We start from the raw sequence: 12186 nt of genomic DNA on the forward strand, positions 1-12186 counted from the left end.
GGGCGGAGACGGGTGGCTAGCCGCCGGAGCAGACGCCGTCGCGCCGGTCGCTCCGCTCCAGCAGCCCCTTGACCAGGCGCACCAGCTCGTCGGGCTCGAACGGCTTGGGCAGGAACGCGTCGACACCGGAGTCGAGCCCGCTCTCCACCTCGTACTGCGTGCAGGCGCTGACGATGGCGAGCGGGAGGTCGCGGGTACGGGGGTCGGCCCGGAGGCGGGCGGCGGTACTCAGCCCGTCGAGACGGGGCATGACGACATCGAGCGTGATGACGTCCGGGCGCACCTGATGCACCACGTCGAGACACTCGGCACCATCGACCGCGGTCACCACCTCGAGCCCTTCAAGCTCGAGATTGACCTTGATCAGCTGCCGGATGCCCTTGCTGTCATCCACAACAAGCACCCGGCCGGACGCGCCTGACACAACTCGAGAGTAGGTCGGGGCGGTGGGCCGCGTCCCGGTTTTCCGGAGTTCTCGCTCTGATGGGTGGTGGTGGGATTTGGGTGGACGTGGGGGGGTGGGGACGGGGGCAGCGGCGGGCCTGGGCCCTGTGGCCGGCGTCGGCCGAGGCTGGCCCGATCTTCCGGGGGCGTCGTTGGAGTCGGCGGGGTGGTGTGCCTGGGCGGTGGCGTCGATCGCCGGGGCGGGCGACGCGGTTCGCCCCTAGGGGGCGGACGCTGGGCGGAACCCCAGAGGCGGGCCCCTTGGCCGAACCCGGGGCTACGAGGAGGCGCAACCGCACCGGGGCAGAGGAACGACGGACGCCCACCGCGCACACGACCGAGTCCGGACCGAGCCGCATGACCACCCCTCCGCACGGCGGTCCCCACGAGCCGACCCCGCCTGGGCAAACCCGTTCCTGATCACCCCGCAAGACCTGCTAGGGTTCTACCCGTCGCCGCAAGCGCCCAGCGCAAAGCCCGACACGCCCCCGTAGCTCAGGGGATAGAGCAACGGCCTCCGGAGCCGTGTGCGCAGGTTCGAATCCTGCCGGGGGCACCCAACATGAGGTGCCCAAAGACCCCGTCACCAGCGGAAACGCTGAGGCCGGGGTCTTCGCGTATGTGCAGGCGTATGCGGGTCGGAGCGGCCGTATGTCGGCGTCTGTGGACTATTCGTGGACAGGATCTTGAGACATCTGCCCAGGTCAGCCACGGCAAATGGCAAGGCCCCCGGACAAGCTTGAGTTCTAGCGGTCGTTGCAACACCCCAGTTCAAGGGGTGCGATGGACTTCGAGATCCGCAAGGACCGTATGACCGGGGGCAGGAAGCTGACCGTTGAGCGGGCCGCATACTTCCAGCTCATGGAGCAGGGCTACAGCACTCGGGAAGCGGCCCGGATCGTCGGGATCAACCTCCGCACGGGCAAGCGGTGGCGCAACGGACGCGCCGCCTCGGGCAAGGACAAAGCGGCACCACCGATCAATGCGGTGGTGCCGCTATCCGTTGGGACCACGCCTTTAGTGCCCTCGCGATACCTGGGCGAGACAGAGCGCACCCACATCGCCGACCGGCTGCGTGAGAAGGCATCCATCCGGCAGATCGCCGCCGAGCTGGGCCGCAGCCCCTCCACCATCAGCCGCGAGATACGCCGCAACCGCCGGGCCATGCCCAGGGGAGGATGGACCTACCAGCCCTTCCATGCCCACCGCCGTGCCGAACGGCGCCGCCCCCGGCCCAAGGTGGGCAAGATCGGCCAGAACCCCGAGCTGCGGGACTTCATCCAGGACCACCTGACGATGCGGTGGAGCCCCGAGCAGATCTGCCAGGCTCTGCGGGCACGCTTCCCCGACCGGCCGGAGATGCACGTGACCCACGAAACGATCTACCAGGCCCTCTTCGTCCAGGGCCGCGGTGAACTGCGCCGGGAGCTGACCCGTGCCCTGCGCACCGGACGCGCCATGCGCCGCCCGCACCGCCACGCCGCCAAGCGGATCTCCCGGCCGATCAAGAACATGGTCCTGATCAGCGACCGGCCGGCCGAAGTGCAGGACCGGGCCGTTCCCGGCCACTGGGAAGGCGATCTCATCATCGGCAAGGACGGCCGCTCCGCCATCGGCACCCTCGTCGAACGCTCCACCCGCTACGTGCTGCTCGTGCCTCTGCCCCACGGCCACAGTGCCCTCGCCACCCGCAATGCGCTCGCCACCACCGTCCAGACTCTCCCGCCGCACTTGTGGCGATCCCTGACCTGGGACCAGGGCTCGGAGATGGCCGCCCACCGCGCATTCACCGTCGCCACCGACATCCCGGTCTACTTCTGCAAACCGGCCAGCCCCTGGCAGCGCGGCTCGAACGAGAACACGAACGGCCTCCTGCGGCAGTACTTCCCCAAGGGCACGGATCTGTCCGTCCACCCGCCAGAGCACCTGGAGGCCGTGGCCGCCGAACTCAACAGCCGCCCACGCAAAACGCTCGGCTGGGAAACCCCAGCCGAGCGCCTCGCTAAGCTACTGGATCTAGCCAGCTGACCAGCAGTGTTGCAACGACCCCTCGAATTCGCCCAAGTCCAGGGGCCTGAGAGTCGGTTGATCGGCGGTGCCCCCCGGTAGTCGATCTCGGTCGGCTGACCGACGCGGTGGAGCACAGTGCAGTGGCCACGCCCTGAGGGCAAAAAACAGTCCCCGGTAGTACTGCGCGTGTCCTGAAGCTCCAGCCGTCACTGTCGCCTCGGTATCGCGCCGGCTTGCCGGGGGCCTGAACCACATCCTGTCCAAGTCACTCCGCCGACTAGACGTCCTCATCGACTTTGCAGCTTTTCCGGTGTTATGGCCTACTCACCACGATACCCGCCAGACGTCATAAATCAACAGCTTTTCAGCAAGTTTCGAAGGAAACCTCTGGCGATCACTTTTGACTGCGACCCGAGCTGGTCCCACAACGAGCGAATCCTACCGGGGGCATCCACTGTGAAGTGCCCGAAGACCCCGTCACCAGCGAAAACGTGAGGTCGGAGTCTTCGCGCATATGCATGCCTACGCGGCCCGGAAGGGCGTATGCCGGTGTCTGTGGACGAAGCGTGGGCCGGATCTTGAGACATTCCCACAGGTGATCTAGAACATCGAAGCCAACCAGCTGTGTCCCTCGTTGTCGCCATCCCGGTATTGGATGGCGCCGAGGATGGGAAGCCTGAGCGTTGCTTGGTGCTGCCGCGCCGTCTTCGACCGCCGCGGGGCGGCGGACAGCCAATCGGACGAGGTGGGGGATCTCGTGGACGTGACCACGCTCGCAGTGGCGCTCATCGGCGTCGGAGGAACGCTGGGCGGAACTCTGGGTGGAGCGCTGCTCAGCCAGCGCGTCACCCGGGAGCAGAATCAGCGCGCGGATCGTGAACGAGCGGAGGACCGTAACGATCGAGCGCAGGAGGCCAGACGGGATCTGTACGCCTGCCTGAACACCACGGCACGCGCCTACCGGATCATTGCCCGAGACGCAGTCCGAGCAGCCGAGCGCGGCGAAAACGTCGAACCAGCGATCCTTGATGCCGCGAAGGAAGCCTGGGCAGAGCAGTACTCATTGGCACAGATGGCACTCCCAAAGGATGTCCACGAAATCGCCTCGTCCCTCAACAGGGCGCTCGGAGTCGGGTACTCAGTCGTAAAGCAGTTGCCGAGCGCCCCTGACCGAGTCGAGGCGTACAGCCGGGCCAAAGACTGGTTCAGTGGCGCCCTGTCCGACGGGGTGTATCTACTGCGGGTCACCCTGCGCCATGACCTCGGCGTCGAGGTCGAGCCCGACTTCGAGCACACCCGTACGCGGATGCTCATCGTGCTGGACACAGAACGCAGGAGTCTTGAGCGGCTACTCGCCTCCGAACAGGCCACCAGGCCTGTTTGACAGGCCTGGTAAACGACGAGGCTCTGGGCCTCACGCCACAAACCTCAACGCGAACCGAGGTCATCTCGCCTGCTAGGGGGGCGAGCCTGACTCCAAGCGCGCACGAGTCACGAGCGCGGCAACCATCGACCGTGCTCGATCGTCCTTCAGGTATGCCACACCCGAGCCCTGAACCGCGCCCGACGCTGCCTGGCTGGCCCCACTGTGGCCACGGCACTACCGCGGAGAACACCGTCGGATGCCGCGGGATTCACGCCCCTGGTCACAGCTCATGCCTCGCGCATCTGGCCGACGCCGACCGTGACGCCTACCTGGACGGCCTGATACCCGGCGCCGACATCGACCATCGCGGTACCTCCTTCACCGAACTCCTTCTTGATGCCCTCCTCGAGGCCCTCCTCGATCCCACCACCGGACACCCCCGCATCGGCGAAGCCCGGTTCGACTCAGCGACCTTCCAAGATGACGCCTACTTCGTAAGGGCAACCTTCGAGGGCCACGCGTGGTTCGACTCGGCCACCTTCCAGGGCCTTGCGGGGTTCGACTCGGTGACCTTCCAGGGCCTTGCGGGGTTCGACTCGGCGACCTTCCAGGGCTCCGCCCACTTCGACTCGGCGAGCTTCCAGGGCTACGCCGGGTTCAGATCGGCGACCTTCCACGACCTCGCGTGGTTCGACTCGGCGACCTTTCAGGGCATCACCAAGTTCGACTCGGCGACCTTCAAGCACCTCGCCCGGTTCGACTCGGCGAGCTTCCAGGACGTCTCTTTTGTGCGGGCTGCCTTCCAGGGAGCCGGCCACTTCGGGCAGGTGACCTTCGAGGGCCACGCCTCATTCGGGTCCGCAACATTTCAAGGTGCCGTCCGCTTCAGGTCGGCAATTTTCGAGAGCGACGCTAGATTCGATGAGGCGACCTTCGAGCGGTTGGTCACCCTCGGTCCTTTGGTGTGCGCCGGGCGGTTTGTGCTCTCCGAGGCGACGTTCAGCGGCCCAGCGAGCCTCTCGTTCGCCGCGCGCCGGCTGGAGTGCTTGCGAACCCGCTGGACATCAACGGCCGAGTTGCGTCTGCGCTACGCCACAGTGGACTTCGCCCACGCTGTCTTCGAATACCCCCTCACGATCGCTGCGGCGGCCACCCCCTTCGTACTCCCCGACGGACAGCCGGTGGACGAAGGAGTTCTTGACGACGCGCCAGACGCTGCGGTACGGATGGCCTCGTTGCGCGGGGTGGACGCAGCTCACCTGGTCCTTGCCGACGTAGACCTATCGGGATGCCTGTTCACCGGAACCGTGCACCTAGACCAGTTGCGACTTGAGGGCGCCTGCATCTTCGGCACGGTCCCGCCCGCAGTGCGTTGGCGGGGCTGGCGCCCCGTACGGTTCACCCAGCGCCGCACCCTCGCCGAAGAACACCACTGGCGCGCGAGCGAGCCATCGGCCGTCCGGGGCTGGAACGTGGCCGTGTTCGGCGCCGAGCACGTCGGGCCGTTGCAACTGGCGCCGGTATACCGCGCACTGCGCAAAGCGTTCGAGGATGGCAAGCATGAACCTGGGGCCGCGGACTTCTACTACGGGGAGATGGAGATGCGCCGTCACGCCGACGACATCCCCCGAAGCGAGCGAAGCCTTCTGACCGCTTACTGGGCACTGTCTGGCTACGGTATGCGCGCATCCCGGGCCTTGGGCTGGCTCGCCGCCGCCATGCTTGTCACCATCGTGCTCCTCATGAGCTTCGGCCTCCCCAAGGACGCCCCGAAGCAGGAAGCGACCGGCACCGTCCCCACCGGCGGAGGCACGATCACATTCGAGATCGACAAGGACGAACCGCGCAACCCCACAGGGAATCGATTCACCGGCGAGCGATTCGAGAAGGCCCTGAACGTTACGCTCAACTCGGTGGTCTTCCGCTCCGCCGACCAGGACCTAACCACCGCCGGCACCTACATCGAGATGACCTCCCGCCTAGCCGAACCCGTTCTCCTGGGCCTCGCGGTCCTCGCCGTCCGCAACCGCGTCAAACGCTGACCCCCTGTCACCCGATATTGAATCGCTACTTGCGAACCCATGTGAGCCGTAGCGGTGGCCTTTTCAGTCCCTCCAGGCATCAGCGACCACGAAGGAGACGACCGTTCCACCGAGGTAGCTGGGCCCGGAGTGCCAGGAGTCCGCGATGGCGTCGACCAGGAGCAGCCCGCGCCCGTGGGCGTCGTTCGCCTCCGGGTGCCGCAGCCGCACGTTCGCCGGAAAACCTGGGTTGTGCACCTCGACGCGGAGCGAGGCTCCCTCGCGGAACCACTCGACCCGTACTAGCCAGGGATCGTCCGACTTCCCGTAGCGGATGGCGTTGGTCACCAGCTCCGAGATCATCAGCGTGCAGTCGTCGACCGAACAGGCCGGGTTGTACGGAGTGATGAACTTCCGGAACCAGCGCCGGGCGCGAGGCACGGACTCAGGCTCCGGCTGCAAGGTCATCGCTCCGAGCCGCGGCGAGTCCTCACAGGGGTGGCGGTCGATCATGTAGGCCATGCGTGCTCACTCCTTGCCGCTGCCGTCGCAGTCGAGGCAGCGCCGCTTCGACGTGGCACGGTCGCGGTCGTTAGCCGTGGAGAGCGCCAGCGCCGTTCGGGAGCCGACGCGCTTCCATCCACGCCCCCGACACCCCCGGCAAGCTAACCGCGCACCCTGCACCGGCCGCCGACTCGTCACGTCGTGCCCCCTTCTCCTTAAGTGGCCTTAGCCACTTTCTGGATAGTGGCATTAGCCACTTGAGAGGTGCAAGCGGTTCGCCGGAACTGGCGAGTCGTCGTCAGGTGAGCGGGTAGCCCTGCTCGAACGCCCAGCGGTGCGGCGGGTAGGTGGCTTCGGCGAACTCCAGGGGCCGGTCCTGGAGGTCAAAGACGACGTGATGGACGATGAGGACCGCGGACCCCGGCTCCAACCGCAGGTCGTCTAACTCCTCGTCCGTGGCAGCCCGAGCGCACATCCGGTCTTCTGCGTAACTGCCTTGACGCCCCGTCATCCGCTCGACGTACATGAGCGTCCCCTCCTGGATCCGCTCGGGGTCCAGGAGCTTGGGTGCCCGCTGACCGACATCCGCAGCGAACCACGAAGTGGACAGGTTGATCGGGCCCTCCTGGCTGTTCGTCACCCGCCGACGGTGCACGGCTCGGCGATCTTTCACCAGTCCCAGCGCCTCGGCGACGTAATCCGGAGCCTCCAGCCAACCGGTCGAGGTGATCACCGCATACTCTCCGGGCGTGTAGATCTTCCCGGTCTGCCGTGCGCGTCCGTAGAGCTCCCGTGCACGCCGGTTCACTTCGAGGCTGCGCACGTAGGTCCCCGAGCCCTGGCGCTTTTCAACCAGGCCCTGATGGCTCAGCGCCTCTAGCGACCGCGCAGCCGTGGGCCTGGACACCTTCCAGCCCGCGGCGAGCTGCCGTTCCGAGGGAACCTCGTCCCCCGGCCGCAGGTCCCCCCGAAGGATCTGGTCACGGATGTAGTGGGCGATCTGGAGATACTTCGGCTGGGCCTCTTCGATCTGCGGCATTTCCCCTCCCTCCTCGCCTAAGTGGCTATGACCTTTGGCCACTATAGGGTGAGTGGCCAACACGTGAACCCGTACTCTGAGCCCATGATGCGGTTGATCGTCGCAGCAGGAGGAGGAGGCGACGCAGTCGCCGCCGCCATGCTTCACGCCGCCCTCTACGGCGACGAGGACCAGGTGGTGATCCTCACGTACGCGTGGGACCGCCTCCTGATCGACCCCCTCCCGGGACCACGGGGAGCCGACAGCTTCACGGGACTCGAACCCGTCACTCAGTCCGTCTGGTCGGTGCCGGCCGAGGCCCGGCCGATCGCCCCGGCGGGCTCCACACTCCCCCGACTCGCGGCAGAGCTTCCGCACACCCTGGCCCTGCTCGACCCACAGCACGGCGCCGAGGGCATCACTCGCCAGCTCGAAGAGCTGGTATCCCACCTGGCGCCGACATCGATCGATCTGCTCGACGTCGGGGGCGACATCCTCGCCCAGGGCGACGAACCCACCCTCAAGAGCCCACTCGCCGACGCCCTCACCCTCGCCGCCTGTTGCCAGGTCAACGCCCCGATCCGACTCCTGGTCGCTGGTCCCGGGCTGGACGGCGAGATCTCCCCCGACGACCTGCGCCCTCTGTTCGGCACTCCCGTGCACACCTTCACGACCAAGGACGTGGAGACGATCGGCGGCATCCTGGAATGGCACCCCTCAGAGGCCACCGCCATGCTCGCCGCAACAGCCCGAGGAGCCCGCGGCATCTGCGAGGTGCGCGACGCCGGCCTTTCAGTAGCCCTCACCAACGAAGGCCCCACGGTCCACGAAGTCGACCTGGACGACGCGGTCGGCCGTAACAGACTGGCCCGCGCCATCATGACGACCGCCGCCCTGGACGAGTCCGAGGTATACAGCCGTGAGATCTGCGGCTTCTCGGAGATCGACTACGAACGCAATAAGGCAGCGTGGCTCACTGAGCAGCCACCGACGAAGCTGGACCGCGACGACGTGCTGTCTCGGCTCGACCAGTTCCAGAGTGAGGCCCGAGCCCGCGGAATCACCCACACGACGTTCCGCCACATCACCGAGGCCTTGAACCTCAGCGGCTCCCAGCGCGACGAGCTGCGCCGGCTTCTCATCCACAGCCGACCGGGCCAGTACGACGCCCCACTGTGGAAGATCAGAGCATGAGCGCGTTCGCCAGCGAGCCAGCCCTGGACGACATCCGGGACGCAGCCAGCCACAACACAGAAGTCGACGTAGCCGTACAGCTGCACCACGGCACCGTCAGGCTCCCGATCCTTGGGACACAAGAGATCCTGCTGAACGCCGACGACGCCGACCAGGTGGCCCAGGCACTTCAACGCGCAGCAGAACAAGTACGCAGGATTACAGCAACCAGAGAACCGGACAGGTCAACCAGCACCTGAATCCCACTGAGTTACAACCTTCTCTACGGGTTCAAGGCGGCTCGCTCCGCTCCCCGCGCGCGGCCCGGCCACCGGCCGGGCCTGCGCTCCTGCCTCCGTCCCGCTCCAGCCCGGCCGGCGCCCGTACCGCGCTCATGGCGATCAGTTGCCTAATGCCAGAGAAGGGGTACGTCGCGGCTGGGGCGGTCGGCTCCACGGCTTTACGGAGCCACTTTGGCGCGAGCCTCGAAGATCATGGCCCCGACGTCGTGCTTTACCGGGCAGGCCAACAGACTGCCCGACGCGCCAGAAGCTTACGGGGCCATGATCACTCGCGCCAAAGCAGCGCCACCCCAAAGCCGCTCCACCGACCTTGCGTCAGACTCTCGGTACCCATGGCCCTAGGCCAGAGCCGAGTTCCCGAGAGTAGGCAGTAGGCCATCGTCGGCGTTGATTGCGTCGATGCCCTTGTGCCTGATGAAAGGCACGGCGGACGCTGGCGGCCACACCGAGCGGCTTGCTCACGGCTGAGGCGGGGCAGACCTCGCGGGTGGAGAGCGCCTTCCCGGGGCCGAAGCGGCGGTGGATGACGAAGACCGGCCTTCGCATGCCGGCGACGAAGGTGCAGTTGCGCCGCAGGCCCCGGGCGGCTCCGGCAGCCGGAAGGAGTACCGGCCCAGCATGTTCGATCGCGTTCCAGTCGACTTGCCTGCTTGGGGCCGCTCGGCGGTGCCAAGGGATCACCTGGCGCCGGTCTCGACTGCACAATTCAAACTCGGACGAGCGCCGCTGTGTCGACTGCGTCGATGCGGACGCCCGTCGCACCGACTTTTCGGCCCTTCCACTGTTGCGAGACGCGGACGATAACGTCGGCCACGTCCCGCGAGACCAAGCCAGAAACGGTCACATGCGCGGGCTTAGCGCCGGCCTCGCCAGTCCTGCCTCCGTCCACTGACGTGGTCTGTACGGTCACCCGCGACAAGTGCCCGAGGTTCACGTGTTCCTGAAGCTCAGCAAGTAGCGGGTCCTGCTCACGCAACCGAGCGTCGAGTGAGCCCATTGGCACGCGGAGGCAGGCCTGCTACTACGAGGGGCACGGGTGAAGTCGCTGTCCCGGTGGCTTCCAGTGGTCAGGAGCGCCGACCTCGCCGAGGCGGTAGGCCAATCTCCTTGGTCGCCGGGTCACCGGACGGGACCGAAGGGGGAGCGCAGCAGGTCAGCTGGGTATGGGATGTCAGACCACGGCTTTGCGACGCTCGACAGTTGCCTTGATCTCCCGAGCGGCAATCTCTGGATCTTCGTGCTCCCAGAAGCGGAGCACCATCCAACCCTGGTCCTGGAGCGCGTTTGTGGTGGCTGCGTCGCGGTCACGGTTGTCTTTGATCTTTTTGCTCCATGCCTCACTGTTCTGTTTCGACGGCCGGTAGTGTTCCGGACAGCCGTGCCAGAAGCAGCCATCGACGAAGACAGCCACCTTGGCTTTCGTGAATACAACGTCTGCCGTACGCCTCAATTTCGGGATTGGACGAATACCGACCCGATAGCGGAGGCCCTTGCGGTGCAGAGCCGACCGGAGCAGTAGCTCGGGCTTGGTGTCCGCTCCCTTGTTCGCTGTCATGACCGCGCGGACAGACATCGAGGTAGCGGTGGAGCTCTCAGGAAGTGGCTCATCGACGGCGAGTCCAGCCTCACGGGCCTTGCGCCAGGCATGGGCAAGATTGGCGGCGCGAGTGGCTTCGGCGACATCGCAGACGTAGCGCTCTTCGGTGTGGCCACTGACCGACCAGCGTAGATACGCCCGGATACGCCGAGTCCGTCGATAAAGCCGGAGAGTGATCGAAGCCCGCGCGTATTGGCCTTTCCCAAGCGGAACTGCACGGCGATAGCGTCCGCCTGCCGCTTTATCCTGTTCCGCTGTCCGCTTGTCCCGAGACAGCCCCGACAGCGGCTTATACGCCTTTGCGGGCGGCAATCGATCGTTCCAGCCCCGCTGCGTGCCGACAGCCTCGTGTGTCATGGCTTTTCCAGGGCGCCGACCGAGTTCAGGGCAGCGGCGACTGCGTCCGCGAACACCTTGCCCAGCTTCACCGGCACTGCGTTCCCGAGCTGCCGCATCTTCTCGCCACGCGGGCCAGCGAACGTCCACTCATCGGGGAAGGTCATGACGCGCGCGGTCTCGCGGACCGTCATATACCGATAGCCGCTTCCATCGAACGTGGGGTCGTCCATCATCATCACGGACTCGCCGCCAGGGACGCCATGGACGCCAGCCTTGACAGTCTTAGCGGGCCGGTCAAGGAGGTTGGGGGTGTGTCCCGTGTAGACCCGAGCGCCTGGCCACCCAAAATGGTCGGAGATCACTCCGACCTGTTCCTTATTCCTAACCGCAGCCTCGCTGACGAACGGCAGGGGACGCCCCTCGAACTCGTCAACACCGTGGATCGCATCCCGGAGTGTCCGCCACGGCTGAAGGGGCAGCTTCTCTTTGGTCTTCGGGTCGTCGTAGTTGAGCTTCGGCAGGTTCGCGATGGCGCGAGCCTTCGCTTCTTCTGGTACTTCCCAATGACGGGCCCAGTACTCTCCGCCCTCACGCATTGAGTGGGTGAGCGCCTCGTCGGAGTGCGTGCCCTTCGGTGCGAACCGGGCCCATTTCCCTTCGTCCAGCCCAAGATCCGCGCGAAAGGCCACGATCACGACCCTCTGCCGGATCTGAGGGACACCAAAGTCAGCGGCGTTCACGGGGTGATGCTTCACGATGTAGCGCTCAGAGGTAGGCACCGAGTCGTTGGCGAGCAGCTTCTCCAAAACCTCGTTGTGTTCCTCCCATGTCGCGTCCTTCTCACGCTCGACGAAGGGGAGCCTCATTTCGTTGAGGATGTACTGGAAGTAGGGGTTGAAGGACTTCCGGAGTAGTCCCCGCACGTTCTCGCAGATGACGGCCTTCGGCCGCATCTCCTGGATGGCGCGGAACATCTGTGGGAACATGTTCCGTTCGTCCTCCGTCCCCTTGGCGACGCCGCCCAGGCTGAACGGCTGGCAGGGTGGCCCGCCGGCGAGGACGTCGACCCGGCCTTTCAGTTCCTTGAAGTCGTTCCGCAGCAGGCGAACGTCACCAGGCTTCAGTGGCCACTTCCCGCCACCCGGCATCTCGTTCGTCTGGAGGGTCTCGATGGCCCGCTTGGCGTACTCGTTCACGAGCAGCGGTCGGAAGCCGGCTTTGTGGACGCCCATGGCGAGGCCGCCACCGCCGGCGAACAGCTCGACACAGGTACCCACCTCAGGATGCTTCTCTCGCAGCTCAGACATGGAGAAAGCATACCGCGGAGGGATCGATCAAGTGAACCCCTCCTGGAAACACGGCACCGGGATCCCCAACTTCACCAGATAGAGTGACGGCGATCACTCGTCGCA

10 protein-coding genes and 1 tRNA gene are annotated in these 12186 nt (G+C 66.1%); 6 read left to right on the plus strand and 5 right to left on the minus strand.

Annotated features, from left to right (window positions below; all coding sequences use genetic code 11):
* Positions 1-16 precede the first annotated feature (16 nt).
* Positions 17-424 carry a response regulator gene (locus ACWCV3_RS13215; RefSeq protein ID WP_343238022.1) on the minus strand — a complete coding sequence of 136 codons (408 nt, stop codon included), beginning with the start codon at positions 422-424 and terminating at the stop codon, positions 17-19.
* A gap of 504 nt (positions 425-928) precedes the next feature.
* On the opposite strand from ACWCV3_RS13215, the gene ACWCV3_RS13220 reads away from it, so the two are divergent.
* The 4 genes from ACWCV3_RS13220 (at position 929) to ACWCV3_RS13235 (ending at position 5862) form a co-directional block, all read left to right on the plus strand.
* Positions 929-1000 (plus strand) — tRNA-Arg (locus tag ACWCV3_RS13220).
* Positions 1001-1305: 305 nt separating this feature from the next.
* Positions 1306-2472, plus strand: a complete 1167-nt coding sequence (locus ACWCV3_RS13225) for an IS30 family transposase (protein WP_451222673.1) — start codon at positions 1306-1308, stop codon at positions 2470-2472.
* Positions 2473-3121: 649 nt separating this feature from the next.
* On the plus strand, positions 3122-3838 hold the full coding sequence (locus ACWCV3_RS13230) for a hypothetical protein (RefSeq protein WP_451222530.1): 717 nt from the start codon (positions 3122-3124) through the stop codon (positions 3836-3838).
* Between the two features lie 152 nt (positions 3839-3990).
* Positions 3991-5862, plus strand: a complete 1872-nt coding sequence (locus ACWCV3_RS13235; protein WP_451222675.1) for a pentapeptide repeat-containing protein — start codon at positions 3991-3993, stop codon at positions 5860-5862.
* A gap of 63 nt (positions 5863-5925) precedes the next feature.
* On the opposite strand, the gene ACWCV3_RS13240 is transcribed toward ACWCV3_RS13235, so the two are convergent.
* Positions 5926-6363: an ATP-binding protein gene (locus ACWCV3_RS13240; RefSeq protein ID WP_451222532.1), complete on the minus strand. Its 438-nt coding sequence runs from the start codon at positions 6361-6363 to the stop codon at positions 5926-5928.
* A 280-nt stretch (positions 6364-6643) separates the two neighbouring features.
* Positions 6644-7384, minus strand: coding sequence for a GntR family transcriptional regulator (locus ACWCV3_RS13245; protein ID WP_451222534.1), 741 nt, complete (start codon positions 7382-7384; stop codon positions 6644-6646).
* An 84-nt stretch (positions 7385-7468) separates the two neighbouring features.
* Between ACWCV3_RS13245 and ACWCV3_RS13250 the strand changes: the two genes are divergently transcribed.
* On the plus strand, positions 7469-8557 hold the full coding sequence (locus tag ACWCV3_RS13250; RefSeq protein WP_451222536.1) for a DUF1152 domain-containing protein: 1089 nt from the start codon (positions 7469-7471) through the stop codon (positions 8555-8557).
* A complete protein-coding gene (locus ACWCV3_RS13255; protein ID WP_451222538.1) occupies positions 8554-8796 on the plus strand; it encodes a hypothetical protein in 243 nt (80 codons plus the stop codon). The genes ACWCV3_RS13250 and ACWCV3_RS13255 overlap by 4 nt, the downstream gene beginning before the upstream one ends.
* A 1213-nt stretch (positions 8797-10009) precedes the next feature.
* Here the strand turns inward: ACWCV3_RS13255 and ACWCV3_RS13260 are convergent.
* The gene (locus ACWCV3_RS13260; RefSeq protein WP_451222540.1) at positions 10010-10792 is read right to left on the minus strand and encodes a very short patch repair endonuclease; all 783 of its coding nucleotides are present in this window, start codon (positions 10790-10792) and stop codon (positions 10010-10012) included.
* Positions 10789-12081: a DNA cytosine methyltransferase gene (locus ACWCV3_RS13265; RefSeq protein WP_451222542.1), complete on the minus strand. Its 1293-nt coding sequence runs from the start codon at positions 12079-12081 to the stop codon at positions 10789-10791. The genes ACWCV3_RS13260 and ACWCV3_RS13265 overlap by 4 nt, the downstream gene beginning before the upstream one ends.
* Positions 12082-12186 lie beyond the last annotated feature (105 nt).

It is taken from the genome of Streptomyces sp. NPDC001781 (assembly GCF_053596035.1).